This is a genomic window from Mesorhizobium sp. WSM4311 (assembly GCF_002295115.1).
Lineage (GTDB): Bacteria > Pseudomonadota > Alphaproteobacteria > Rhizobiales > Rhizobiaceae > Mesorhizobium.
In genome coordinates, this window is the sequence record NZ_NSFV01000004.1 from 238,508 (window position 1) to 264,815 (window position 26,308).

Consider the following 26,308-nt stretch of genomic DNA (forward strand, 5'->3'; position numbering starts at 1 on the left):
GATTCGGGCGTAGCGTTCGTCTCCTCACTGACGTTGCACACCGCCGAGCGAGGATATGATGCAGCACCAGATCATGCCGTTGCCCTTCAAGCCGCCCCGTCTTGACGGGCTTTCTGAACGGCTATTGGCAAGTCATTACGAAAACAATTACGGCGGCGCGGTCCGGCGCCTGAACGCAATCGAGCGTCGCCTCGATGGGCTCGATTGGGCAGCGGCGCCGGTATTCGAGATCAACGGGTTGAAACGGGAGGAGTTGGTCGCGGCCAACTCGGCGATCCTGCATGAGATCTATTTCGACGGCCTTGGCGGTTCGGGAGATGCGGCGGGCGATCTGGCCTCCACCTTGGAGCGCGACTTTGGCAGCGTTGCTGCCTGGCGCACCCAGTTCACGGCTTGCGCCAAGGCTCAAGCCGGCGGCTCGGGCTGGACGCTGCTCACCTGGTCCGAGCGCCATGGCCGGCTGACGATCCAATGGGCTGCGGATCACACCAACTGTCTGGCTGGCGGTATGCCAATCCTGGCGCTCGACATGTACGAGCACGCCTATCATCTCGATTTCGGCGCCAGGGCGGGCGCCTATGTCGATGCGTTCATGAAGAACATCCATTGGGGGCGAGTCGGCGAGCGCTACGGGCGCGTGACCAGGAAGCAAGGCGGCGCGACCACTGCTGCTGCAAACGATCATGTAGTCGCCCCGGAGGATTTGCGCGGCTGTATCGAGCGCCATGAGGATATCGTCGTGCTTGACGTCTGCCTCGCCGAAGATTTGGCGAAACGCAGCGACATGCTGCCAGGCGCGTTGATCCGCGCTCCAGAGACGATCGCCGATTGGGCCGGCGAGCTACCCAAGGACAAGCCGATCGTCGTCTACTGCGTCTATGGCTTCCAGGTCAGTGGCGATGCCGTCGCCGAACTTCGCCGTCGCGGCTTCAATGCACTGACGCTCTCCGGCGGCATCGCCGCTTGGCACGCCATAGGCGCGCCAACGGTCCCGCTCACTCACCAAAGGGAGGTAGAGTCATGAAATGGGTCACGCGCGAACGTCCGGTTATCGACCGCATTGCCTGTCCCTGGCTGATTGCCCGCTTCATCGACAAGGAACCGGAATTTCTGTTCGTGCCGCCCGCCGAAGTGATGCGGGTTGCCAAGGAGACCGGGGCAACACCCTACGATGTGCCAGGCGTCGAATTCACGCATGTTGGCGAAGGCTGCAGCTTCGACACCTTCGTCTCGAAATACGGCCTCGATCGCGATGCTGCGATCGTTGGGATCGCCGCGATCGTGCGCGGCGCCGACACTGATCGACATGACCTCACCCCACAATCGGCTGGACTGCTGGCGATTTCGATGGGCTTGCGGGACGTGACGCCCGATGACCATGAGGTGCTGAAGCACGGCTTTGTCATCTACGACGCGCTCTACGCCTGGGCCTCACGGCGAAAGTCAGAGACGCATAGCTGGCCGCCAGCAACGAAGCCGACTGCGGCTTAAGGCCCCGGAAGCCTGCGGGCCGAAACTCTGCTCGTGGGGTCGCAATGAGGCGGAGTTCACGACCTATCGCCATCGGGGGGCAACAACCCGGAGAACGTCATGTGCGTTGGACCAAGTCGATGTCAGGAAGAGTTGAGGGGACTTGCTGCATATCGGCCTTTTGACCGAGCGTTATGCGCCAGCCGGGGTCCCTCGACTGGCCGGGCCGCTGCTCGGTGGACAGCGATGACAGGCGATATTCTTTGTCCCTGAAGGGATCGCCTGACCAGCGGGGAGTTATTAGTGGTCACAGGTCTTCGCGAAACCAACGAACAGAGCAAAACCGGGGAGCGGCCGCCGACGGTCTACCTTTATGCCGCACGCGCGCTCCGCGACTTCGGGGACGGGTTCGTGGCCGTGCTGTTGCCGGTCTACCTGGCGATGCTCGGGCTTGGCGCATTCGAGATCGGGGTGGTCGCCACACTTGCCCTCCTGGGATCAGCCTTGATCACTCTTGGTATCGGGTTTCTTGGTGTCCGAACCAACCTACGTCGATTGTTGATCGGAGCGGCGGCCTTGATGACCGCGACCGGCCTCCTATTCGCGTCTTCCAGCACGACGGCTGTTGTTATGCTCGTCGCCTTCGTTGGAACGATCAATCCGTCCGCAGGCAGCGTCAGCATTTTTGTACCGCTCGAACACGCGGTTCTTGCAGGTTTGGTGTCGGACAAGAACCGCACGAGGATGTTTGCGCGCTACGGCCTTATCGGGGCGCTCGCTGCAGCGGCAGGTGCACTCGCTTCGGCCAGCCCCGATCTTCTGAGCGATTTCGGAGTGACGCGCCTCGCGGCCCTTAGAGCAATGTTCGTATTTTACGCGCTTCTCGGCGTCGTGGGCGGCGTGCTCTATCTGCGCGTTCCCGTCGAAACGAAGAAGATGGAAGGCAAGCCGGTGGCTGCGCTCGGGCAGTCGCGCGGTATCGTCTACAAGATGGCGGCCTTGTTCAGCATCGACGCTTTTGCCGGAGGATTTTCCGTGCAGTCGCTTGTCGCTCTCTGGCTGTTCGATAAGTTCGGGCTATCGCTTTCGGCCGCGGGATTGTTCTTCTTCTGCACTGGACTACTTTCCGCGTTCTCACTGCCGGCGGCGGCGCGACTGTCCGAGCGCTTCGGCCTCATCAACACCATGGTGTTCACGCATGCCCCTTCGAGCGTTTGCCTGATCCTGGCGGCGATCGTGCCAAATCTCCAGCTGGCGCTCTCGCTGCTGCTGATACGCGCCGCGCTCTCCCAAATGGATGTCCCGACGCGATCCTCCTACGTGATGGCAGTCGTCACACCACCGGAACGGCCGGCGGCCGCAAGCGTGACCTCAGTTCCGAGAAGCCTCGCGGCGGCCGCAAGCCCAGCCATTGCCGGCGCGCTCTTCGAAGCCGGCTACGAGGCATGGCCTTTGATCATCTGCGGCGTCCTCAAGATCATCTATGATTTTGCCCTGCTTTGGAGCCTTCGGCACATCAAGCCGCCGGAGGAGCAGTAAGACAAATGCTCGAAATGTGCTGGAAGACGACAGCGATATCCGGTCTCAGCACGGCATCCGGCAAGCAATCATCAGCCTTTTCCAGTGAGGGGCTAAGACAATCCAACCTCAAGCCATCAGCGACGGCTTGACCTGAGATCAAGCCGCCGCATGAGCACCGCGATGTGCTCAGTGGTTGTCCCTGGGCACGCCCCTGGTGTGAGCGACATCCTGGTATTTCACCGCCGGCTTCAGCACCATGCCCTGGTCGAACTGGTCGACCATGCCGCGCTGGATTTCCTGCCATGGCGTCTGGTGCTGCGGATAGTGGTAGCCGCCATTGCCCTGCAGCGCCGCGCGGCGCTTGGCGATCTCTTCGTCGCTGACCAGAATGTTGGCGGTGCCCTTGTTCAGGTCGATGCGGACGCGGTCGCCGGTCTTGAGCAGCGCCAGCCCGCCGCCAATGGCGGCTTCCGGCGAGGCGTTGAGGATCGACGGCGAGCCCGACGTGCCCGACTGGCGACCGTCGCCGATACAGGCCAGCGCATGAATGCCCTTCTTGATGAGGTATGCCGGCGGCTGCATGTTGACGACCTCGGCACCGCCGGGATAGCCGACCGGGCCGGCGCCGCGCATGAACAGGATCGTGTGCTCGTCGATGCCTTGCGCCGGATCGTCGATGCGGGCGTGGTAATCCTCCGGCCCGTCAAAGACCATGGCGTTGCCTTCGAAGGCTTCCGGGTCCTTCGGATTGGAGAGGTAGCGCTCGCGGAATTCTGGCGAGATGCCGCTGGTCTTCATGATCGCCGAATCGAACAGATTGCCGCTGAGGTTGATGAAGCCGGCATTGACCTTCAGCGGCTTGTCGACGCTGCGGATGACGTCGGTGTTTTCGTTGGCGACGCCCTCGCTATTCTCACCGATCGACTTGCCGTTGACCGTGCGCGCGCCGGGGTGCGGCAACAGCCCGCCCTTCATCAGTTCGGCGATAACCGCCGGCACGCCGCCGGCATGATGGTAATCCTCGCCCAGATATTCGCCCGTCGGCTGCAAATTAACCAGCAGCGGCACATTGAGGCCGACCGTCTGCCAGTCGTCATTGTCGAGCTTGACGCCGAGGTGGCGGGCGATGGCGTTGAGATGGATAGGCGCGTTGGTCGAGCCGCCAATGGCCGAATTGACGACAATGGCGTTCTCGAAAGCCTCTCTCGTCATGATGTCGGACGGCTTCAAATCCTCATGCACCATCTCGACAATGCGTTTTCCCGTCTCATAGGAAATCTGGCCGCGCTCGCGATAGGGGGCGGGAATAGCGGCTGAACCCGGCAATTGCATGCCGAGCGCCTCGGCCAGCGAATTCATCGTGGTGGCGGTGCCCATCGTGTTGCAGTAGCCGGTCGAGGGCGCCGAGGAGGCAACGATATCCATGAACTCGTCATAGTCGATCTCGCCGGCCGACAGGCGCTGGCGCGATTCCCAGACGATGGTGCCGGAGCCGGTGCGCTTGCCCTTGTGCCAGCCGTTGAGCATCGGACCGACCGACAGCGCGATGGCCGGGATGTTGACGGTGGCCGCTGCCATCAGCAGCGCCGGCGTCGTCTTGTCGCAACCGATGGTCAGCACGACGCCGTCGAGCGGGTAGCCGTAGAGCACCTCGACGAGGCTGAGATAGGCAAGGTTGCGGTCAAGGGCCGCGGTCGGGCGCTTGCCGGTCTCCTGGATCGGATGGCACGGGAATTCGAACGGGATGCCGCCCATCGAGACAATGCCTTCGCGCACGCGCTTGGCGAGCTCGATATGGTGGCGGTTGCACGGCGACAGATCCGAGCCGGTCTGGGCGATGCCGATCAGCGGCTTGCCCGACATCAGTTCGGCACGCGTCAGCCCATAATTCAGGTAGCGCTCGAGATAGAGCGCCGTCATGCCGGGGTTGTCGGGGTTGTCGAACCACTCCTGCGAGCGGAATTTTTTCTTCTTGGTGGGGGCGCCGGCCATCACGGTCTCCGTATTTGTATGACAAATCGATATGACAACGCGTCAATGCAAGCAAGGGGCACGCGCGTTCCCAACCCGCACTTTGGTGCGATAGACACAACAGCGCCTCTGCGCTAGGGCTTCGAACCATTGTTTCCGGGAGGTTCTTGATGGCTTTGGTGATCGAAGGCGAGGAACGCATTGCCGCACCCCTGCAAAAAGTCTGGGAAGCGCTGAACGATCCCGAGGTTTTGAAGGCGACCATTCCCGGCTGCCAGAGCCTTGACATGAAGTCGCCGACCGAGATGGCCGCGACGGTGGTGCTGAAGATCGGGCCTATCAAGGCGACCTTCAACGGCGAAGTGACGCTGAAAAATCTCAAGCCGCCGCATTCCTACACCATCCAGGGCGAAGGCAAGGGCGGCATTGCCGGCTTCGCCAAGGGCGGCGCCGACGTGACGCTGACCGAGGATGGGCCGGATGCCACGGTGCTCAAATACGCGGCCAAGGCCGATGTCGGCGGCAAGATTGCCCAGCTCGGCAGCCGGCTGATCGAATCGACGTCGAAGAAACTGGCCGGGCAGTTCTTTTCGAGTTTTGGCGAGAAGGTCGGCGGCTGACCCTCCCGCCAGAGCAATGCCAGGAAAAGTGTGAAACGGTTTTCCCGGGAAAAGCGCGTAGGGCTTTCCCTTGGGATTTGCGTCAAAACCAAAAAGAGGTCACTCGAAGACGATGCTCGGCACCGCCGCTTCGGCCGCGCCGCGTTCTTCATTGACCCTGTCCCAGACCTTGGCGGCGATGTCGCGATAGGTTTTCGCTTCGGCGCCATCGGGCTTCGAGACAACCACTGGCGCCCCGGCATCCGAGCTTTCGCGGATGCCCATTTCCAGCGGCACCTCGCCGAGGAAGGTGACGCCGAGGCGTTCGGCCTCGCGGCACGCGCCGCCATGGCCGAAAATGTCATACCGCTTGCCGGTATCGGGCGCGATGAAATAGCTCATGTTCTCGACGATGCCGAGCAGCGGTACGTCGACCTTCTTGAACATGTTCAGCCCCTTGCGGGCATCGATCAGCGCCAGGTCCTGCGGCGTCGAGACAATGACGGCTCCGGCCAGCGGCACCTGCTGCGCCATGGTCAGCTGCGCGTCGCCGGTTCCAGGCGGCATGTCGACGACAAGCACGTCGAGCCGGCCCCATTCGACCTCGCGCAGCATCTGCGTCAGCGCCGACATCACCATCGGCCCGCGCCAGATCATCGGCGTCTCCTCATCGACGAGGAAGCCCATCGACATCACCTTGAGGCCGTAATTCTCCATCGGCTTCAGGATCTTGCCGTCAACCGTCTGCGGCCGGCCATGAATGTTGAGCAGCTTCGGCATGGACGGGCCGTAGATGTCGGCATCGAGCACGCCGACCCGCAAGCCGTTGGCGGCAAGGCCAAGCGCCAGATTGACTGCGGTGGTCGATTTGCCGACGCCGCCCTTGCCGGAAGCAACCGCGATGATCGCCTCGATACCGGGCACGCCGCGCTTGCCCGAACTGTGCGACGCGGGAGCATGCGGCGCGGGGCGCGGAGCGGCGGGTGGTGCCGGTCGGGCCGCGGGGCGCGCTGGCACCGGCGCCTCCATGCCGCCGCCTTTTTTCTCTGCAGTCAGCGCCACCACGGCGCCGGCAACCCCTGGAATTGCCTTGACCACGCGCTCCGCGGCGGCACGCAGCGGTTCCATTTCCTGCGCCCTGGCGGCGGGAACGGTGATCGAGAAGAAGACTTTCGAATCGGCGATGAAAATCTCGGAAACCATGCCGAGATCGACGATGTTGCCGGTGAAGTCCGGCCCGTTGACCGTCTTCAGGCGCTCGATGACGATTTCCTTGGTGACGGACATGATCTTTCCTCGGCGTTTGGCAATCCAGATAGTGCAGTTTCCAGCGAGAACCAAGCCGTGACGCAAAGGCTTGCTCGGCGTGCCACGGAAAACGACCGATGCTGTCGGATTCTTGCCGGATGACGCTTCCGGCCGATTGCCGATGGCCAAACGGGCCGCGTGCCCTATTTCGTTTGCCTGAGCGAGGACACGACAATCCAGGAAGGAGACGGTCATGCTCGAAAACAGCAACGCAACGGCCAATCTGGCCGTCAGGGACCTGGCAAAGGCAAAGGCCTTCTATGAAGGCACGCTGGGCCTCAAGCAGGTCGACGACATGGGCGGCGAGCTTGTCGTCTACAAAAGCGGCGACACGCTCATCAATGTCTACCATTCCCAATTCGCAGGTACCAACAAGGCGACGGCGGTGACGTGGACGGTGGGCGATCGGATCGAGACTGTCGTCAAATCATTGAAATCGAAAGGCGTTGTCTTCGAGCATTACGAAATGCCCGGCCTGACGATCAAGGGCGACATCCATGTCGGCCAGGACATGAAGGTCGCCTGGTTCAAGGACCCGGACGGCAACATCCTGAACCTCGTCGACAAATAGGCTTCGGCGCTCCGCGTCAGCCTGCCAGGCTTGTGACGAAATAAGTAAAAGCCGAAATCGCCGCCGTCGCCGGCAAGGTGACGATCCAGGCAATGACGATGTTGCCGGCGATGCCCCAGCGCACCGCCGAGACACGGCGGGCGGCGCCAACGCCGATGATGGCGCCAGTAATCGTATGCGTGGTCGATACGGGAACGCCGAGCCAGGTGGCGGCGAACAGCGTTATGGCGCCGCCGGTTTCAGCGCAGAAGCCCTGCATCGGATTGAGCCGGGTAATCTTCGAACCCATTGTGTGGACGATCCGCCAGCCGCCCAATAGGGTGCCAAGCGCCAGCGCCGACTGGCAGGTCAGGACGACCCAGAGCGGCACGTAGAATTTCTCGCCGAGCATGCCTTGCGAATAGAGCAGCACGGCGATGATGCCCATGGTCTTCTGCGCATCGTTGCCGCCATGGCCGAGCGAATAGAGCGAAGCGGAGAAGAACTGCAGGACGCGAAAGGTGCTGTCGACGGCGAACGGCGTCTGGCGTACGAACAGCCACGAAACCACCAGGACCAGGACGAGCGCCAGGATAAAACCAGTCGCCGGCGAGAGCACGATCGCGGCGACCGTCTTGCCAAGCCCAGACCAGACGATGGCGCCGATGCCCCCCTTCGCAACGCCGGCACCGACCAGCCCACCGATCAGCGCGTGCGAACTGCTCGAGGGAATGCCGGCGATCCAGGTGACGATGTTCCAGACGATGGCGCCAACGAGGGCCGAGAAGATCACCCCCGGCGTGACGATGCTGACGTCGACGATGCCTTTCCCGACAGTCTCGGCGACATGAAGGCCGAAGAAGATGAAGGCGATGAAGTTGAAGAAGGCCGCCCACAGCACGGCATAGTGCGGCCTGAGCACGCGTGTGGAGACGATGGTGGCGATGGAATTGGCCGCATCGTGCAGGCCATTGAGAAAATCGAAGAACAGCGCGACGGCGACGAGGCCGGCCAGCAGGGGGAAGGCGATCGCGGCATCCATCGTCTAGACGTTCTCGATGACGATGCCGCTGATCTCGTTGGCGACGTCCTCGAAACGGTCGACCACCTTCTCCAGCTGGCCATAGATCTCGCTGCCGATCAGATAGGCCATCGCGTCATCGCGGCCATGGCGCCTGAACAGATCCTTCAGGCCCTGCTCATGCAAATCGTCGGCCCGGCCTTCGGCGCGCATTACCTCCTCGGCAATAGCGTTGAGGCGTGCGCTGTTGGCGCCGACCTTGGCAAGCAACGGGATTGCTTCGGCGACCAGCCGGGCGGCGTCGACGATGACGGCGCCCATTTCCTGCATCAGCGGATCGAACTCCCGCTTCTCGAACAGCCTCACCGTCTTGACGGTCTTGTGCATCATGTCGATGGCGTCATCCATCGACTGGATCAGATCCTTGATGTCGCCGCGATCGAAAGGCGTTATGAAAGAGCGCCGCACGGCAAGCAGGACCTCCGCGGTGATATGATCGGCCTCGTCCTCGAGATCGATGATCTTCTGGCACCAGCGATCGATGTCCTTGCCCTGAAGCAGTTGCTGCAGCGCTTCCGCGCCGCCGACCACCGTGCGGGAATGCCGCTCGAACAGCTCGAAGAAACGATCTTCGCGCGGCAGCAGCTTGCGGAACCAGCCCAGCATGTCAGTCTCCCATCGCGCCCGGTTCACGACCGTTTCATTGACATAGCGCCGCACGACGCCGCAGGAAACAGTAAGCCGGCTGAAAGATGTGGATGCGGGACGATTACGCATGGCGCTTGCGGCAAAGGCGAATTTCCCCGAGCCTGCGCATGACGACCGGAAGGATGGCATGATCGACAAACTCGAATTCTTCATCGCATTGGCCAAGGAAGAGCATTTCGGCCGGGCGGCTGAGGCCTGTGGGGTCACCCAGCCGACCTTGTCGGCCGGTATCAAGCAATTGGAGGGGCAACTCGGCGTCATGCTGGTCAATCGCGGGTCGCGGTTCCAGGGGCTGACGCCGGAAGGCAAGCAGGTGCTGGTCTGGGCGCGCCGCATCGTCGGTGATTCAAGGAGCATGCGCGAGGAGATGCGCGCGGCGCGCCACGGCCTTTCCGGACGCATCCGCATTGCCGCCATCCCGACCGCACTCGCCATGGTGGCGCGGCTGACGACGCCGTTTCGCGAAAAGCACCCGGGCGTCACCTTTTCGGTGCTGTCGCGCACCTCGATCGAAGTCTTGTCGCTGCTCGGCAATTTCGACATCGACGCCGGTATCACCTATCTCGACAATGAGCCGCTCGGGCGGGTAACCAGCGTGCCGCTGTATGACGAGCGCTATCAGCTGATCACGGCGGTCGGAAACCCCTATTTTGACCGCGACAAAGTGACATGGGCCGAGATCAGCCGGTTGCCGCTGTGCCTGCTGACGCCGGACATGCAGAACCGCCGCATCATCGACCAGCATCTGGCCGAGGCCGGCGTGGAGGTACGGCCGACGCTTGAATCCAATTCGATGATCGTGCTGTTCTCGCACATCCACACCGGCAAATGGTCGTCGGTCATGCCGCTCAACCTTGCGGAAACATTCGGCTTTTCAGAGCCGATCCGGGCCATTCCGATCGTCGAGCCCGACGCCAGCCACACGGTCGGCCTGGTGGCCGCGCCGCGTGAGCCGCACACGCCGCTGGTGCAGGCGCTGCTGGACGAGGCAATGGCGCTGGCAGACGATTTCCGCGCCCATCACTAGGGTAGAGAATGGCGGCTGAGCGTGCTTGATAGAAGATTTCTATCAAGCGACGGATCAGCTTTATTGATTTCGCTGGTTTCCTCTGTTTTTGTAACGACTTAGCGCTAGAGCGCACCGACCAGGGAGGGCGCTGCATGACGATGCAGCCTGCAAGTACCGAGATCGCATCGCGCACGGCGGCGATTATCGAAGACATGAAGGGCCTCGAAGGCCCATTGCTGCCGATCCTGCACGAGATCCAGGAAGAATTCGGCCATGTGCCGCAGGCGGCCCTGCCTGTTATCGCCGATGGGCTCAATCTCTCCAGGGCCGAGGTGCACGGCGTCGTCACCTTCTACCATGATTTCCGTGCCCGGCCGGCCGGGCGGCATGTCCTCAAGCTGTGCCAGGCGGAAGCCTGCCAGTCGATGGGCTCGGATTCCGTCGCCGCCAAGATCAAACAGTTGCTGGGCATCGGTTTCCACGAGACCACAAGCGACGGATCGGTTACACTCGAGCCGGTCTATTGCCTCGGGCTTTGCGCCTGTTCGCCGTCGGCGATGCTCGACGGCGAGGTGATCGGGCGGCTCGATGACGAGAAGATCGACGAGATCCTTGCCGAGGTGCGCTCATGATCCCCCGCATCTACATTCCCGGCGATTCCGGCGCGTTGGCGCTCGGCGCCGAGAAGGTCGCCATGGCTGTTCGCGCGGAACTCGCCGAGCGTGGCATCGAGGCCAAGATCGTCCGCAACGGCTCGCGCGGCGCTTATTTCCTCGAGCCGATGGTCGAAGTGGCGACCGCCAGCGGCCGCGTCGCCTACGGACCGGTCAAGCCTTCCGACGTCAGGAGCCTGTTCGACAGCGGCTTCCTCACCGGTGGCCACCACAAGCGCTGGCTCGGCGCGCCCGACAAGATCCCGTTCCTGGCCAAGCAGACCCGGCTGACCTTTGCCCGCTGCGGCATCAACGACCCGCTGTCGCTCGACGCCTACAAATCGCTTGGTGGGCTCAAGGGTTTGCAGAACGCCGTGGCCATGGCGCCGGCCGACATCGTCAAGCAGGTTACCGACTCAGGCCTGCGTGGCCGTGGCGGCGCCGGCTTCCCGACCGGCATCAAGTGGAAGACGGTGCTGGATACGACATCCGAGCGCAAATACATCGTCTGCAACGCCGACGAGGGCGACAGCGCGACTTTCGCCGACCGCATGATCATGGAGGGCGACCCCTTCGTGCTGATCGAGGGCATGACGATCGCCGGCATCGCCACCGGAGCGACCAAGGGCTTCGTCTATATCCGCTCGGAATATCCGCATGCGGTGGCGACAATGAACAAGGCCGTCGAAATCGCCCGCAAGGCCGGCGTGCTCGGCGTCAACGTACTGGGTTCGCCCAACGCCTTCGACATGGAAATCCGCGTCGGCGCCGGCGCCTATGTCTGCGGCGAGGAAACCTCGCTGTTGAACAGCCTGGAAGGCAAGCGCGGCGTGGTGCGCGCCAAGCCGCCGCTGCCGGCCATCCAGGGCCTGTTCGGCAAGCCGACGGTGATCAACAACGTCATCAGCCTGGCCTCGGTGCCGATCATCATGGACAAGGGCGCGGCCTTCTACAAGGATTTCGGCATGGGCCGCTCGCGCGGCACCATCCCTATCCAGATCGCCGGCAATGTCAGGAATGGCGGCCTGTTCGAGACCGCCTTCGGCCTTACGCTCGGCGAGATCGTCGATGACATCGGCGGCGGCACGGCCACTGGCCGTCCGGTGAAGGCAGTACAGGTCGGCGGCCCGCTCGGTGCTTATTTCCCGCGCGCCCTGTTCGACACGCCGTTCGACTATGAGGAATTCGCCAAGCGCGACGGGCTGATCGGCCATGCCGGCATCACCGTGTTCGACGACACGGCCGACATGCTGAAGCAGGCGCGCTTCGCGATGGAGTTCTGCGCCATCGAAAGCTGCGGCAAGTGCACGCCCTGTCGCATCGGCTCGACGCGCGGCATCGAGACCATCGACAGGCTTGCCGCCGGGATCGAGCCGGAAAAGAATCTCGCTTTGGTCACCGACCTCTGCAACACGATGAAGTTCGGTTCGCTGTGCGCGCTGGGCGGCTTCACGCCTTACCCGGTGATGAGTTCGATCACGCATTTCCCCGAAGATTTCAAGCCCGCGCCAGCGCGCGTGGCTGCTGAGTAGGAGCTGGCAGATGAACATCAAGGCCGACTTCCCATCGCTCGTCGAAGAGATCGACTACGGAACCCCGGAATCGCGGGCGCAAAAGCAGGTCACGCTGAGCGTCGACGGCCGCAGCATCACGGTGCCGGAAGGCACCTCGATCATGCGCGCCGCTATGGAAGGCGGCGTCGAGATCCCGAAGCTCTGTGCCACCGACATGCTGGACTCATTCGGCTCGTGCCGTGTCTGCCTGGTCGAGATCGAAGGGCGCGGCGGCACGCCGGCGTCCTGCACGACGCCGGTTGGCGAAGGCATGGTGGTGCGCACGCAGTCCGACCGGCTCGACGCCATCCGCCGCGGCGTCATGGAGCTTTACGTCTCCGACCATCCGACCGGCTGGAACGAGAAGGCCGGCACCGGCGCCAGCGAATTCGACACAGTGGCGAAGTCGGTCGGTCTGACCGAGAACCGCTACGGCGTCGAGGGCCGCAACCACGTCAAGCAGGAAGACGGCGTGGCGCCCGGCCATGGCTCGCTGGCGGTCGACTACATCGCCCGCGACGAATCCAATCCTTATTTCACCTATGATCCGGCGCAGTGCATCGTCTGCTCGCGCTGCGTGCGGGCGTGCGAGGAAGTGCAGGGCACCTTCGCGCTGACCATCGAGGGCCGCGGTTTCGAATCGCGCATGGTCGCCGGCATGCATGAGGATTTCATCGCTTCCGAATGCGTGTCATGCGGAGCCTGCGTGCAGGCCTGCCCGACCGACGCGCTGCGCGAGAAGACGGTGCTCGAGAAGGGCATGCCGGAACGCTCGGCCGTTACCACCTGCGCCTATTGCGGCGTCGGCTGCTCGTTCAAGGCCGAGGTGAAGGACGACGAAGTCATCCGCATGATGCCCTACAAGGACGGCAAGGCGAACCACGGCCACAGCTGCGTCAAGGGCCGCTTCGCCTATGGCTACGCCACCCACAAGGACCGCATCCTGTCGCCGATGATCCGCGAGAAGATCTCCGATCCGTGGCGCGAAGTGAGCTGGGAAGAGGCGATCGCCCACACCGCCAAGGAATTCCGCCGGATCCAGTATCAATACGGCCGCACCTCGATCGGCGGCATCACCTCCTCGCGCTGCACGAACGAGGAGACCTATCTCGTGCAGAAGCTGGTGCGGCAGGGTTTCCGCAACAACAATGTCGACACCTGCGCCCGCGTCTGCCATTCGCCGACCGGCTACGGGCTCGGCCAGACCTACGGCACCTCGGCCGGCACGCAGGATTTCGACTCGGTCGAATTCACCGACGTCGCCGTCATCATCGGCGCCAATCCGGTTTCCGCCCATCCGGTGTTCGCCTCGCGTCTCAAGAAGCGGCTGCGCCAGGGCGCCAAGCTGATCGTGCTCGATCCGCGCCGCACCGAGATGGTCAAGTCGGCGCATATCGAGGCCGACTATCACCTGCCGCTGAAGCCCGGCACCAACGTGGCGGTGCTGACGTCACTGGCGCATGTCATCGTTACCGAAGGGCTTTTCGACGAAGCCTTCATCCGCGAACGCTGCGACTGGACGGAGTTCCAGGACTGGGCCTCCTTCGTCGCCTTGCCGGAGAACAGCCCTGAAATCGTCGGCAAGCTTTCCGGAGTCGACCCGGAACTGATCCGGGGTGCCGCGCGGCTCTACGCCAAGGGCGGCAATGGCGCGATCTATTACGGCCTCGGCGTCACCGAGCACAGCCAGGGCTCGACCACGGTGATGGCGATCGCCAACCTCGCCATGGCCACCGGCAATATCGGCCGCCCGGGCGTCGGCGTGAATCCGCTGCGTGGCCAGAACAATGTGCAGGGCTCGTGCGACATGGGCTCCTTCCCGCACGAACTGCCCGGCTATCGCCACATCTCCGGCGAAGCCGTGCGCGATATCTATGAAAGCCTTTGGGGCGTGAAGCTGGACGACGAACCCGGCCTGCGCATTCCCAACATGCTGGACGCCGCCGTCGACGGCTCCTTCAAGGGCATCTACATCCAGGGCGAGGACATCTTGCAGTCCGATCCCGACACCAAGCATGTCGCGGGCGGTCTCGCGGCCATGGAGTGCGTGGTCGTGCACGATCTCTTCCTCAACGAGACGGCGAATTACGCGCATGTCTTCCTGCCGGGCTCGACCTTCCTGGAAAAGGACGGCACCTTCACCAATGCCGAGCGGCGCATCAACATGGTGCGCAAGGTGCTGGAACCGAAGGCGCGCTATGCCGACTGGGAGGCGACGCAGGAGCTTGCCCGCGCGATCGGGCTCGACTGGAACTACACGCATCCCTCGCAGATCATGGACGAGATCGCCCAGACGACGCCGAGCTTCGCCAATGTCTCCTTCGAGCTGCTCGACCGGGTCGGATCGGTGCAATGGCCGTGCAACGAGAAGGCCCCGCTCGGAACGCCGATCATGCACATAGACGGCTTCGTGCGCGGCAAGGGCAAGTTCATCCGCACCGAATATGTGGCGACGGACGAGAGGACCGGGCCGCGCTTCCCGCTGCTTTTGACCACTGGCCGCATCCTCAGCCAGTACAATGTCGGCGCGCAGACGCGGCGCACCGACAACGTCATGTGGCACTCGGAAGACCGGCTGGAGATCCATCCGCACGATGCCGAGAACCGCGGCCTGCGCGATGGCGACTGGGTGCGGCTGACCAGCCGCTCCGGCGAGACGACGCTGCGGGCGCTGATCACGGACCGTGTGTCGCCTGGCGTGGTCTACACCACCTTCCACCATCCGGACACGCAGGCCAACGTCATCACCACCGACTTCTCGGACTGGGCGACCAACTGTCCGGAGTACAAGGTGACGGCGGTGCAGGTCGGCGCCTCGAACGGCCCGTCGGATTGGCAACGCGAGTATGACGAGCAGGCCAGGAACAGCCGCCGCATCGCCTCGCTGCAGGCGGCGGAGTAGCCGTGGCCGCGCGCCGCAAAGCCACGACCGAGATATCGCGCCTGGCGCACCGCGCCAGCAGTACGACTGTTGCCAACCGCATGGTGCCGGAGGAGACGCCGGTGGCGTTTTCCTTTGCCGGAACCACGCATGCGGTGATGATGGCGAGCCCTGCCGACTTCGAGGATTTCGCGCTCGGCTTCTCGCTGACGGAAGGCATCATTGCCGACCCGCAAGAGATCGAGGCGATCGAAGTCGAGGATCATGGCGCCGGCATCGATATCCAGATCCGGCTCAAGGATCAGGCCAATACACGCTTCGAGGCGCGGCGGCGCAGGCTTGCCGGGCCGGTTGGCTGCGGGCTGTGCGGCATTGAGTCCATCGAGGAAGCGATGCGGTCCGTCGACGCCGTTGGTGCGTCAAAACTTACGCTTGATGCCGACGACATCGTCCGCTCCGTCAAGCTTTTGTCGAAGGTGCAGCCGCTGCATCAGGAAACCGGAGCCGTACATGCCGCCGGCTTCTATATTCCTGGCAAGGGCGTCGTCATGGCGCGCGAGGATGTCGGCCGCCACAATGCGCTGGACAAGCTCGCAGGCGCGTTGGCCAAAGCCGGCATCGACGGCGCCTCGGGAGCCGTTGTGGTGACGTCGCGCGTGTCCGTCGAAATGGTGCAGAAGACGGCGGCGGTCGGCTCGGCCTTCATCATCGCCGTCTCGGCGCCGACCGCGCTTGCCATCCGCACGGCCGATGAGGCCGGCATGACGCTGGTGGCGCTGGTGCGCGGCGAGGATTTCGATGTTTTCACCCACCCCGACCGGGTGGTTTTGGGAGTTGCCCAGCATGTCGCATGACGAAGACCACATCACGAGCACCAGCGAAAAGCTGGTGCGCATGGCCAACCAGATCGCGGCCTTCTTCCATTCCAAGTCGCGCGAGGAAGGTGTTGCCGGCGTCGCCGAGCACATCAACAAATTCTGGGAACCGAGGATGCGGCGGCAGTTCTTCGAACTGCTGGACAGCGGCGAAGGCTTCGACGAACTCGTCGTGGCGGCATCGGCCAGGATCAAGCGGCCGATCACGCCAGCCGAGGCCGATCTCAAGCTCGGGCTCAAACCCTTCCCGGCCGACGCCGCCGCGTCGCAAAAGTAGCCGCAAGCCGGCTGCGCGAGCCTATAATCATTTCCACTAAGGTTTGAGCTGCCGCTATCGACGCGGCTCTGCTATGGTTACCGATCAGAAATCGTCAGGCCGGGCGGAAGAAACTCGTGAGGCCGATCGAGACCCGATATGCCCTCAGTGGCGAGGCGCGGATCGCCTATCAGGTGGTCGGCCAGGGCTCGCTTGATCTTGTCTTCGTTCCGGGCTTCATTTCCAATCTCGACCTGCATTGGGAAGACGAGGGCTATACAAGGCTCCTGAGGCGGCTTTCGGCATTCTCGCGGCTGATCCTGTTCGACAAGCGCGGCACCGGTCTTTCCGACCGTGTCGATGTCCATCACTTGCCCAGCCTCGAAACCCGCATGGACGATGTGCGCGCGGTGATGGACGCAACCGGCAGCGGCCGCGCGGCGCTACTTGGCGCCTCGGAAGGCGCACCAATGGCGATGCTGTTCGCCGCCACCTATCCGGAACGGACGCGGGCGCTGGCGCTCTATGGCGGCTATGCGCATTTCCACAAATGGGTGATATCGCCCGAACGCCTCGGCGCCTTCATCGAGACGACGGAAACGTCATGGGGCACGGGTGCCACCTTGCCCAGCTTCGCGCCGGGCCGGGTCGACGACCCGCATTTCACCCGGTGGTGGGCGCGCTTCGAGCGCTTGTCGGCAAGCCCGACCGCAGCGGCAGCACTTGCCCGCATGAATGCCGGGATCGACGTGCGGGACATCCTCGGCGCGATCAACGCGCCGACACTGCTGATCCATCGCCGCAACGATGTTCGCGTCGATCCCGAAGCCAGCCGCTTCCTGGCAAAGAATATCCCGAATGCGCGGCTGGTCGAGATCGCCGGGCGCGACCATCCGATCTGGACCGGCGACGTCGACCGCGTCGCCGACCTGATCGAGGAATTTCTGACCGGCCAGCCGGCGGTGGCCGACACCGAGCGCGTGCTTGCCGCATTGCTAGTGACGCGCATCTACGACACGGCCAAGCTTGGCGATCGCATGTGGCACGAGCGCAGTCAGCGCTTTCAGGAGAGCTGGCGGCTGCTGGTCGGGCGTCATGGCGGACGCGCGACGGGTACGCATGGTGAATTGATGATTTCGCGCTTCGACGGGCCGGCGCGCGCCATACGCTGCGCGGCGGCGTTGCGCGAGGCGGCGCAGCAGATCGGCGTGGCGAGCGCGCAAGGGGTCCATGTCGGCGAGATCGAAGCGCGCGGCCCGCCGGTCGGACTGACGGCACGCGTGACCATGCAATTGGCGAACCATGCCGGGCGTGGCGAGATTCTGGCCTCCCGGCTGGTTGCCGACCTGGCGGTGGGATCCGGCCTGCATTTCGTCGACGCCGGCCGTGTCAGCCTCGGCGAACTCGACGAGCCATTGCCGGTGATGCATGCGACGTCGGAGCAGCATCTGGAACCGGCCTGCCGCTCGAAATCCAAGCCGGCTGAACCCGCCGTGTTGACGGCACGGGAAAGCGAGGTGGTGAACCTGATCGCCGATGGCAAAAGCAATGCGGCGATCGCTGGCGAGCTCAGGCTGAGCGAGCACACGGTCAAGCGTCACGTCGCCAACATTCTGCTCAAGCTCGACCTGCCATCGCGTGCGGCGGCGGCGGCATTCTCCGCCAGGCACGCTGGCCCGGACGGGCCATGACAGCCATGGCGCTTTCGGGCGAAGCGGGCACGCCGATCCAAGCGCTATCAATTCCCCCATGCAGGCCAGGCGGATATCGCCGGGAAGGCACTGCGAACGGAGGATGAAATGCTCGAGTCAAAACTGAACGTCAGATCATTTGTGATCGCGGCAGGCATTGGCGCGCTGTTCACGATCACTCCCGCAAAGGCCGAGGATGCATCGGCGACAGCCGCCTACAAGGACATCCAGGCGACGCTCGGCTCGGTGCCGGACATGTTCAAGACACTGCCTGACGTGGCGGTCGCCGGCGCCTGGGCCGAAATCAAGGGCGTGCAGCTCAATCCCAAGACCGCGCTCGATGGCAAGACCAAGGAACTGATAGGTCTTGCGGTGGCCGCGCAGATACCTTGCCAGTACTGCATCTATTTCCATACCGAGGCCGCCAAGCTCAACGGCGCGAGCGACGAGGAGATCAAGGAGACGATCGCGATGGCGGCGATCGTGCGCCATTGGTCGACGATGCTCAATGGAAGCCAGGTCGATCTCGCCACTTTCAAGAAGCAGACCGACGACGTCTTCGCGGCCGTCAAGGCGAAGTCGCAGTGAGAACCCCTGCCTGGCGGCGAGCGCCGGGCAGCCCCCTACTGAATATCACCCGCCCGCGTGAAGACGGGCATATGGAGGATAAGATGCTGACCAAGACTCAAGTCGTGGATGGCGCGGCGATCAAGAAGGCGATCGAGAGCCGCGATGGCAAGATGCTGTCTGGCTTCTATGCCGACGACGCGCTGGTGCGGGTGATCGACCGCAACAACCCGCCGAGCAAGCCGCGCGAGATCCGCGGGCGCGCGGCGATCACCACCTTCTGGGACGACATCTGCAGCCGGGCGATGACCCACAAGGTCGACACCACGATCGCCGACGGCGACAGCCTCGCCTTCACCCAGGCCTGCGCCTATCCGGACGGTACAAAAGTGTTCGCCGCCGCGATGCTGGAGCTGAAGAACGGGCGAATCGCGCGGCAGACCGTCGTGCAAGCCTGGGATGAATAGGCAAACAGCCACCAACTCAACCTTGGGAGGAACCAGCATGTTCAGCGCTAGATGGCAGATCGACGCGAAGTTCGGGCATAAACAGACCGTGCTCGACCTGTTGAAGAAATGGGAACGCGAGATCGGCTCGCAGGTCGGCCTCGCCGAGCTGAAGTTCCAGATCATGACCGGATCGATCGGCGCACGCGAAGCGACGGTCGAGTCGCACCATCAGGTCGAAAGCCTGGCCCAGCTGGAGGCGATGTTCGCCAAGATCAGCAAGATCGACGCACACGCCAAATGGGGCAAGGAGATGGAGCCCTATGTCGTGTCAGGCACCAGCCTGTGGAACATCTATCGTATCGTCGAGTAGCACCGCTACCTCTTCCCCTTGTGGGAGAGGTCGGATTGCCCCGAATTGCCCTTCGCAATTCGGCTGGCAATCCGGGTGAGGGGTGACTTGGCGCCAAGCTGGAACACCCTCATCCGTCTCGGCGCTGCGCGCCGATCCACCTTCTCCCGCGGGGGAGAAGGGAAACTGCGCTACGCGTGCGCCACCATCACGTGCCGCACGGCGGTATAGTCTTCCAGTGCATAGAGCGACATGTCCTTGCCGTAGCCGGACTGCTTCAACCCGCCATGCGGCATCTCGTTGGTCAGCATGAAATGGGTGTTGATCCATGTGCAGCCATATTGCAGGCGGGCCGCCGTCGCCATGGCGCGCGAGACGTCCTTGGTCCAAACCGATGACGCCAGGCCGTAGTCGCTGTCATTGGCCCAGTTGACCGCCTCGTCGACTTCCGTGAAACGGGTGACCGAGACGACCGGGCCGAACACTTCGCGACGCACGATTTCGTCCTCCTGCAAGGCACCGGCGACGACGGTCGGCTGATAGTAGAAGCCGGTGCCCTCGCCCGGCTTGCCGCCGGTGGTGATCTCGATGTGCTTCAGCTCGGAGGCGCGTTCGACGAAGCTCGACACGCGGTCGCGCTGGCGGCGCGAGATCAGCGGGCCGATCTCGTTTTCGGTGTCGTCCGGCTGGTTGTACCTGATGGTCGAGACGGCGGAAGAGAGGTCAGCGACGAGCTTGTCGTAGACCTTCTTGCCGGCATAGATGCGGCAGGCGGCGGTGCAGTCCTGGCCGGCATTGTAGTAGCCGAAGGCGCGCAGGCCATTGACTACCGCGCCAAGGTCGGCGTCGTCGAAGACGATGACCGGGGCCTTGCCGCCGAGTTCGAGATGCGTGCGCTTGACCGATTTGGCGGCCGCCTGCAGCACCTTCTTGCCGGTGGCGACGTCGCCGGTGATCGAGATCATGTTGACCTTGGGATGGTTGATCAGCGCGTTGCCGACGCTGTCGCCACGGCCGAGCACGACATTGACCACGCCTTCGGGGAGGATTTCGGCCAGGATCCTGGCCAGCTTCAGCGTCGTCAGCGGCGTCTGCTCCGACGGCTTGAAGACGACGGTGTTGCCGCCGCCGATCGCCGGCGCCAGCTTCCAGGCCATCATCATCAGCGGGTAGTTCCAGGGCGCGATCGAGGCGACGATGCCGATCGGGTCGCGTCGCACCATCGAGGTGTGGCCGGGCAGATATTCGCCTGCGACGACGCCCGGCATCGTACGGACCGCGCCGGCGAAGAAGCGGTAGCAGTCGACGATGGCCGGAATCTCGTCATTGAGCACGGAATTGATCGGCTTGCCGCAGTTCAGCGCCTCGAGAGCGGCGAAGTCCTTGGCCTCGGCCTCGATGCGGTCGGCGATCTTGAGGAGATAACCAGAGCGCTGCGCCGGCGTGGTGCGCGACCACAGGACGAACGCTTGTTCGGCGGCCGCCACCGCCGCCTCGATCTGCGCCTGGCTGGCCTCGGGCAGGTTGAGAATGGTCGCCCCGGTCTTCGGATTGAGGATCGGCTCCTCGGTCTCGGCGCCGTTCTCGAATTTCGAGCCGATCAGCATCTGGGTGTCCATGGACGTCTCTCCCTTACGAACTGACGTTATTTGCCCGAACCAGCGATCTGGTCGCCGTCGCGGGTGAGGTAATAGGCAAACAGGATGGGCAGCAGCGTCACCAGCACGACGACCATGGCCACGACATTGGTGACCGGGCGCTGGCGCGGGCGGATCAGCTCCTCCAGCATCCAGATCGGCACGGTCTGCTGCTGGCCGGCGGTGAAGGTGGTGACGATGACTTCGTCGAAAGACAAAGCGAAGGCCAGCATGCCGCCTGCAAGCAGCGCGGTGGCGATGTTGGGCAGCACGACATGGCGGAAGGTCTGAAAACTGTCGGCGCCGAGATCCATCGAGGCCTCGATCATCGAACCGGATGTGCGACGGAAACGGGCGACCGCATTGTTGTAGACGACGACCACGCAGAAAGTGGCGTGGCCGAGCACGATCGTCCAGAACGAGAAAGGAATGTCGGCGAGCGAAAAGGCCGAGCGGAGCGCGATGCCGGTGATGATGCCGGGCAGCGCGATCGGCAGGATGACCAGCAGCGAGATGGTCTCGCGGCCGAAGAATTTCGTCCGTGACACAGCGGCGGCGCACAGCGTGCCGAGCACCAGTGCGATCGCCGTCGAGATGGCGGCGACGCGCACCGACAGCGACAGCGCTTCCCACACGTCAGGCCGGTTCCATGTGACGGCGAACCACTGCGTGGTCAGCCCCGGCGGCGGCCAGACGAAGCTCTTCTCCTCGGTGGTGAAGGCGTAGACGAAGATCAGCAGGATCGGCAAATGCAGGAAGAGCAGGCCGCAGGCGGCGGCGATCTTCAAGCCGAGCGGAGCCGATTGACCACGGTCAGAGCGCATCGAAAGCCCCCATGCGCTTGGCGCCCCAGAGGTAGAAGCCCATGATGACGATGGGCACCACGGTGAAGGCGGCGGCGAGCGGGATGTTGCCGGCGGTACCTTGCTGCGAATAGACGGCCTGGCCGATGAACAGGCGCGACGTGCCGATGATCTGCGGGATGATGTAATCGCCCAATGTCAGCGAGAAGGTGAAGATCGAGCCGGCGACTATGCCGGGCAGCGCCAGCGGGAACAGCACGTTGCGGAAGGTCTGGCCGGGCGAAGCGCCGAGGTCGGACGAAGCTTCCACCAGATTGCCGGGTACGCGCTCAAGGGAGGCCTGAACGGGGAGGATCATGAAGGGCAGCCAGACATAGACGAAGACGATGAAGGTGCCTGTGAACGACACCGACAGCGAGTTGCCGCCGACGACCGGCAACGCCAGCCAGGCATCGAGCAGCCACAGCACATGCAGCTTGGCGAAGAGCCAGGTGAGGATGCCTTCCTTGGCCAGGATCAGCTTCCAGGCATAGATCTTGACCAGGTAGCTCGACCACAGCGGCAGCATGACGCCGAGATAGAACAGCGCCTTCCAGCGGCCACGGGCATAGCGCGCGGCATAGTAGGCGATCGGAAAGGCGACGATGGCCGAGGCCAGCGTGACCAAGGCCGCCATGGTGACGGTGCGCAGGATGATGTCGAGATTGGCGGCCTGCAGCAGGTCGCCATAGGTCTTCAGCGTGAACTGGCGGTTGATGAGGCCGGAGAACTCGTCGATGGAGAAGAAGCTCTGTGCCAGCAGCGCGAAGAGCGAGCCGATATAGACGATGCCGAGCCACAGCACCGGCGGCAAAAGCATGAGCAGCAGAAGCAGTTGCGGCCGGCGCCAGAACAGGTCCGACAGCGCGCCGCGCATGCCGCCGCTGCCGGGCAGGATGGCGGGGGCCGTGGCGCGCGGCATGGTGGCGTCGACGCTCATGCCGGCTCATCCATCAGATGCAGGTGCTCGCGGTTGAAGGTGAGCACCACCGCTTCGCCTTCGGCAGGCAGCGCCGTGCCGGCTGGCACCACGGCGTGCAGCTTCAATCCGTCGGCATCAAGCGCCAGCCTGGTGGTGGCGCCGAGATAGTTGGTCGAGACGAGGCGGGCGGCGACGCCTTCGCCGCTTGCGGCGCGGCTGACGCGAATGGATTCGGGGCGGAGACTGCCCCAGCAGTGCTGACCGGAATAACGCTGGACGAAATCCGGCGGCAGCACGTTGGAGGAGCCGACGAAATCGGCGACGAAGCGGGTTCTCGGCCGCTGATAAATATCCTCCGGCGTGCCGATCTGCATGATCCTGCCGTCGTTGAAGACGGCGACGCGGTCGGCCATCGACAGCGCCTCGCCCTGGTCGTGGGTGACGAAGACGAAGGTGATGCCGAGCGCCTTCTGCAGCGATTTCAGCTCCTCCTGCATGTTCTCGCGCAGCTTCAGGTCAAGCGCGCCGAGCGGCTCGTCGAGCAGCAGTACCTTGGGCTGGTTGACCAGAGCGCGGGCGAGCGCGACGCGCTGGCGCTGGCCGCCGGAAAGCTGCCCGGGGCGGCGGGCGCCGTAGCCTGGCAGCCGCACCAGCGACAGGGCTTCCTCGGCCGCCTTGTGCCGTCCGGCCTTGCCGACGCCCTTGACCATCAGCCCATAGGCAACGTTATCGAGCACATTGAGATGCGGGAACAGCGCGTAGTCCTGGAACACCGTGTTGACGTTGCGGCGATAGGGCGGCACGCCCTCGGCGCGCTCGCCGAAGATCGAGATCGAACCCGAAGTCGGCTGCTCGAAGCCGGCGATCAGGCGCAGGCATGTCGTCTTGCCGGAACCGGAGGGACCGAGCATGGCGAAGAACTCGCCCGGTACAATGTCGAGATCGACAGCATCGACGGCGCGCACACTGCCGAAATGGCGCGAGACTTTCTGAAAGGAGACGGCTGATGTCATGGGCTCTCAGTCTGTTGCCGGTTTGTCTTTGGTCGAAATGGCTCTTGCCGCCCGATTAGGACCGGAGCGACAGTCCACCTCCCCCTCGATGGGGGAGGTCGCGGCGAAGCCGCGGGTAGGGGTGACGGCGCCGACGTTTCGGGCAGCCCCCACGCCGACGCTGCGCGTCGACCCTCCCCACAAGGGGGAGGGTAAGCGAAATCACCGTCCGCCGATAACGCCGATATAGTCCGACACCCAGCGGTAGTAAGGCACGCACTGGTCGTTCTGGGTGGCGCATTTCGAGACCGGCGTCTTCCAGAACTTGATCTTGTCGAAATTGTCGTAGCCGTTGGTCTTGCAGCCTTCGTCGGTCAAGAGCTCGTTGCCCTTGCAGGCGGCGGGCACCACGGGGAGCGATCCGAACCAGGCCGAGACATCGCCCTGCACTTTCGGCGACAGCGAATGTTCGAGCCACATATAGGCGCAGTTCGGGTGGGCCGCGTCGGCTTCCATCATGGTGGTGTCGGCCCAGCCGGTGACGCCTTCTTCCGGCACGGTCGAGGCAACCGGCTTCTTGGCGGCGACCAACGTGTTGACCTGATACGGCCATGAACCGGAGGCGACGACACCTTCATTCTGGAAATCGTCGACCTGGATGGCGGCGTCATGCCAGTAGCGGCCGACCAGCGTGCGCTGGACGCGCAGCAGTTCGAGGGCTGCCTTGTACTGGTCCTCGTTCAGTTCGTAGGGATCCTTGATGCCGAGTTCCGGCTTGTGGAACATCAGATAGTTGGCGGCGTCGGCGATGTGGATCGGCCCGTCATAGGCCTGGACGCGGCCCTTGTTGGACTTGCCGTCCGGCAGCTTCATTTCCTCGAAGACGACGTTCCAGCTCTTGGGCGCTTCCTTGAACACCTCGGTGTTGTACATCAGGATGTTCGGTCCCCACTGGTAAGGAACGCCGTAATGCACCTTGTCGACGGTGAACCAGGGCGCGTCCTTCAGCCGGTCGTCGACCGTCTTCCAGCTCGGGATCAGATCGGTGTTGATCGGCTGCACGCGCTTGCCGGCGACGAGGCGCAGCGAGGCATCACCCGAAGCCGTGACGAGGTCGAAGCCGCCCTCGTTCATCAGCGAGACCATCTCATCCGACGTGTTGGCGGTCTTGACGTTGACCTTGCAGCCGCTCTCCTTCTCGAAGGCGGTGACCCAGTCATAGCCCTTGTCGGTCTCGCCGCGCTCGATGTAGCCCGGCCAGGCAACGATGTTGACCTGGCCCTCGCCCTTGCCGAGTTCCTTGACCTGGGCGACGGCCTGACCGGAGAAGGTCAGCGCGACCGTCAGCGCCGTGCACGACTTCAGAAATGAATTCATCATCGATCTCCCATTTTGGCGCATGCCCACGAAACCGCTCCGGTTTTCGCCAGATCACGCGCGGACTGAAAAACATATCAGTTCGTCCTGTGGACTTGATGTCGCTCTGCTGGCGGCTTTGGTCCCTGACACCGAAAGTGCTTGGAAAATTCCGGTTTCGCAAATTCATTTATCAGAAAGACGATATCGGTTTTTCCGATAGACGGCCGCCGCTTTAAGCAAGCGCCGTCACCAGCCAGCAGGCGGCGTTAAAGCGAGCCTCACCGTCCTCAACGAAAGGCGCGAACGCAGCCGGCAACACCGTGGTGATTTTTTCGGCCGTCGCCCGGTCAACCTCGCGCAGCGCGGCGCCGACCGGCCCTAGCCGGGTGACGAACGTCATCAGATCGCGTTGGGCGATCCGACACGGGACGTCTGCCTGTTCGACTGCGATTGAAGCCCAGCCGCTCGCTTCCAGGATCCGCCTCACCTTGGCGCCGTCGGCAAAGGCGAACTGACCCGGCGCATCGGGGTCCGGCGTGGGTGCGGGCGGCAGGAAAGGCGCAGCCGCTCGCGCGGCGGTCGTCATGAAATCATTCTCGAGCGGACTGCGCCAGGCAACAAAGGCGAGTTTGCCGCCGCGCCTCGCGGCCTTTCTTATGTTGGTGAACGCGGCCACGGGATCATCGAAGAACATGACACCGAAGCGCGAGATAACAGCGTCGAAGTACCCCGGTTCGAACGCATATGCCTGGGCATCGCCCACTTCAAAACTTGCGTTTGCTACCCCTCCCACCTTCGTGCGCTCCGTCGCCAGGGCGACAAGCGGCTGCGATATGTCGAGCCCCACACAATTTCCGTCGCTGCCCACGCGGCGCGCCATCGCCAGAGTCGTGGCGCCGGCACCGCAGCCGACGTCCAGGACATTGCCCCCTTCCCCGGGATAGCCGGCATCGACCACCAGCCGCTCGAACGGCGCCAGTGTCTCGTCGAGGATCGGCTGCATCTCGACCCAGGTCTTTCCGCTGACATCGTTCCAGAGCGCGGCTTGACATGTGTTTGGCGGCGCGGATTGCGGCATAACGGACCTCGCTTTCGTGTTGCTCTCGCTGATCGTCGCGAGCACTC

The 26,308-nt window shown here is 63.6% G+C and carries 25 protein-coding genes; 15 read left to right on the forward strand and 10 right to left on the reverse strand.

Going from position 1 to position 26,308, the window contains the following annotated elements; genetic code table 11:
* Window positions 1–58 precede the first annotated feature (58 nt).
* The 3 genes from CK226_RS11965 to CK226_RS11975 all read left to right on the forward strand — a co-directional run bounded on the left by CK226_RS11965 (window position 59) and on the right by CK226_RS11975 (window position 3,009).
* Complete coding sequence (locus CK226_RS11965) at window positions 59–1,024, forward strand: Fe-Mn family superoxide dismutase (protein WP_095792158.1); 966 nt, start codon at window positions 59–61, stop codon at window positions 1,022–1,024.
* Window positions 1,021–1,491, forward strand: a complete 471-nt coding sequence (locus CK226_RS11970; RefSeq protein WP_095791958.1) for a chromate resistance protein ChrB domain-containing protein — start codon at window positions 1,021–1,023, stop codon at window positions 1,489–1,491. Before CK226_RS11965 ends, CK226_RS11970 begins: the two co-directional genes overlap by 4 nt.
* 282 nt (window positions 1,492–1,773) lie before the next feature.
* Window positions 1,774–3,009: an MFS transporter gene (locus CK226_RS11975; protein ID WP_348629082.1), complete on the forward strand. Its 1,236-nt coding sequence runs from the start codon at window positions 1,774–1,776 to the stop codon at window positions 3,007–3,009.
* Window positions 3,010–3,177: 168 nt separating this feature from the next.
* On the opposite strand, the gene CK226_RS11980 is transcribed toward CK226_RS11975, so the two are convergent.
* The gene (locus tag CK226_RS11980; protein ID WP_095771736.1) at window positions 3,178–4,983 is read right to left on the reverse strand and encodes an IlvD/Edd family dehydratase; all 1,806 of its coding nucleotides are present in this window, start codon (window positions 4,981–4,983) and stop codon (window positions 3,178–3,180) included.
* A 149-nt stretch (window positions 4,984–5,132) separates the two neighbouring features.
* On the opposite strand from CK226_RS11980, the gene CK226_RS11985 reads away from it, so the two are divergent.
* Window positions 5,133–5,582: a carbon monoxide dehydrogenase subunit G gene (locus CK226_RS11985; protein WP_019862969.1), complete on the forward strand. Its 450-nt coding sequence runs from the start codon at window positions 5,133–5,135 to the stop codon at window positions 5,580–5,582.
* A gap of 99 nt (window positions 5,583–5,681) precedes the next feature.
* On the opposite strand, the gene CK226_RS11990 is transcribed toward CK226_RS11985, so the two are convergent.
* Window positions 5,682–6,851 carry an Mrp/NBP35 family ATP-binding protein gene (locus CK226_RS11990; RefSeq protein WP_245437749.1) on the reverse strand — a complete coding sequence of 390 codons (1,170 nt, stop codon included), beginning with the start codon at window positions 6,849–6,851 and terminating at the stop codon, window positions 5,682–5,684.
* 211 nt (window positions 6,852–7,062) lie between these two features.
* On the opposite strand from CK226_RS11990, the gene CK226_RS11995 reads away from it, so the two are divergent.
* Window positions 7,063–7,440 carry a VOC family protein gene (locus CK226_RS11995; RefSeq protein WP_095771734.1) on the forward strand — a complete coding sequence of 126 codons (378 nt, stop codon included), beginning with the start codon at window positions 7,063–7,065 and terminating at the stop codon, window positions 7,438–7,440.
* Window positions 7,441–7,456: 16 nt separating this feature from the next.
* On the opposite strand, the gene CK226_RS12000 is transcribed toward CK226_RS11995, so the two are convergent.
* Both CK226_RS12000 and CK226_RS12005 read right to left on the reverse strand, forming a co-directional pair.
* The gene (locus tag CK226_RS12000; RefSeq protein WP_095771733.1) at window positions 7,457–8,461 is read right to left on the reverse strand and encodes an inorganic phosphate transporter; all 1,005 of its coding nucleotides are present in this window, start codon (window positions 8,459–8,461) and stop codon (window positions 7,457–7,459) included.
* 3 nt (window positions 8,462–8,464) lie between these two features.
* Window positions 8,465–9,106, reverse strand: a complete 642-nt coding sequence (locus CK226_RS12005; protein WP_095792160.1) for a DUF47 domain-containing protein — start codon at window positions 9,104–9,106, stop codon at window positions 8,465–8,467.
* A gap of 169 nt (window positions 9,107–9,275) precedes the next feature.
* Here CK226_RS12005 and CK226_RS12010 point away from each other — a divergent pair, with 169 nt between their 5' ends.
* The 10 genes from CK226_RS12010 to CK226_RS12055 all read left to right on the forward strand — a co-directional run bounded on the left by CK226_RS12010 (window position 9,276) and on the right by CK226_RS12055 (window position 19,452).
* The gene (locus tag CK226_RS12010; RefSeq protein WP_095771952.1) at window positions 9,276–10,175 is read left to right on the forward strand and encodes a LysR family transcriptional regulator; all 900 of its coding nucleotides are present in this window, start codon (window positions 9,276–9,278) and stop codon (window positions 10,173–10,175) included.
* Between the two features lie 134 nt (window positions 10,176–10,309).
* Complete coding sequence (locus tag CK226_RS12015) at window positions 10,310–10,789, forward strand: formate dehydrogenase subunit gamma (RefSeq protein WP_095791960.1); 480 nt, start codon at window positions 10,310–10,312, stop codon at window positions 10,787–10,789.
* Window positions 10,786–12,342, forward strand: a complete 1,557-nt coding sequence (locus tag CK226_RS12020; RefSeq protein WP_095791961.1) for an NADH-quinone oxidoreductase subunit NuoF — start codon at window positions 10,786–10,788, stop codon at window positions 12,340–12,342. Before CK226_RS12015 ends, CK226_RS12020 begins: the two co-directional genes overlap by 4 nt.
* A 10-nt stretch (window positions 12,343–12,352) precedes the next feature.
* Window positions 12,353–15,265: a formate dehydrogenase subunit alpha gene (fdhF, locus tag CK226_RS12025; protein ID WP_095791962.1), complete on the forward strand. Its 2,913-nt coding sequence runs from the start codon at window positions 12,353–12,355 to the stop codon at window positions 15,263–15,265.
* 2 nt (window positions 15,266–15,267) lie between these two features.
* Complete coding sequence (gene fdhD / locus CK226_RS12030) at window positions 15,268–16,098, forward strand: formate dehydrogenase accessory sulfurtransferase FdhD (protein WP_095771729.1); 831 nt, start codon at window positions 15,268–15,270, stop codon at window positions 16,096–16,098.
* Window positions 16,088–16,396 (forward strand): formate dehydrogenase subunit delta, encoded by a 309-nt coding sequence (locus CK226_RS12035; RefSeq protein ID WP_095787208.1) that lies wholly within the window; start codon window positions 16,088–16,090, stop codon window positions 16,394–16,396. The genes fdhD and CK226_RS12035 overlap by 11 nt, the downstream gene beginning before the upstream one ends.
* 116 nt (window positions 16,397–16,512) lie before the next feature.
* Window positions 16,513–18,066, forward strand: coding sequence for an alpha/beta fold hydrolase (locus CK226_RS12040; protein ID WP_095791963.1), 1,554 nt, complete (start codon window positions 16,513–16,515; stop codon window positions 18,064–18,066).
* Between the two features lie 108 nt (window positions 18,067–18,174).
* Window positions 18,175–18,654: a carboxymuconolactone decarboxylase family protein gene (locus CK226_RS12045; protein ID WP_095771726.1), complete on the forward strand. Its 480-nt coding sequence runs from the start codon at window positions 18,175–18,177 to the stop codon at window positions 18,652–18,654.
* Window positions 18,655–18,737: 83 nt separating this feature from the next.
* Complete coding sequence (locus CK226_RS12050) at window positions 18,738–19,100, forward strand: nuclear transport factor 2 family protein (protein WP_095792161.1); 363 nt, start codon at window positions 18,738–18,740, stop codon at window positions 19,098–19,100.
* 37 nt (window positions 19,101–19,137) lie between these two features.
* A complete protein-coding gene (locus tag CK226_RS12055) occupies window positions 19,138–19,452 on the forward strand; it encodes a hypothetical protein (protein ID WP_010913185.1) in 315 nt (104 codons plus the stop codon).
* Between the two features lie 170 nt (window positions 19,453–19,622).
* Here the strand turns inward: CK226_RS12055 and CK226_RS12060 are convergent, their stop codons facing one another.
* From CK226_RS12060 to CK226_RS12085, 6 genes are all read right to left on the reverse strand, one after another.
* Window positions 19,623–21,050 carry a gamma-aminobutyraldehyde dehydrogenase gene (locus tag CK226_RS12060; RefSeq protein ID WP_095771725.1) on the reverse strand — a complete coding sequence of 476 codons (1,428 nt, stop codon included), beginning with the start codon at window positions 21,048–21,050 and terminating at the stop codon, window positions 19,623–19,625.
* A 26-nt stretch (window positions 21,051–21,076) separates the two neighbouring features.
* Entirely contained in the window at window positions 21,077–21,892 is an 816-nt protein-coding gene (locus tag CK226_RS12065) for an ABC transporter permease (RefSeq protein WP_095791964.1), read from the reverse strand.
* Complete coding sequence (locus CK226_RS12070; protein WP_210202240.1) at window positions 21,882–22,832, reverse strand: ABC transporter permease; 951 nt, start codon at window positions 22,830–22,832, stop codon at window positions 21,882–21,884. The genes CK226_RS12065 and CK226_RS12070 overlap by 11 nt, the downstream gene beginning before the upstream one ends.
* 14 nt (window positions 22,833–22,846) lie before the next feature.
* Window positions 22,847–23,845: an ABC transporter ATP-binding protein gene (locus tag CK226_RS12075; RefSeq protein WP_095771722.1), complete on the reverse strand. Its 999-nt coding sequence runs from the start codon at window positions 23,843–23,845 to the stop codon at window positions 22,847–22,849.
* Window positions 23,846–24,046: 201 nt separating this feature from the next.
* Window positions 24,047–25,201, reverse strand: coding sequence for an ABC transporter substrate-binding protein (locus CK226_RS12080; RefSeq protein ID WP_095792162.1), 1,155 nt, complete (start codon window positions 25,199–25,201; stop codon window positions 24,047–24,049).
* A gap of 214 nt (window positions 25,202–25,415) precedes the next feature.
* A complete protein-coding gene (locus tag CK226_RS12085) occupies window positions 25,416–26,306 on the reverse strand; it encodes a class I SAM-dependent methyltransferase (RefSeq protein WP_245437738.1) in 891 nt (296 codons plus the stop codon).
* Between the last annotated feature and the right edge of the window lie 2 nt (window positions 26,307–26,308).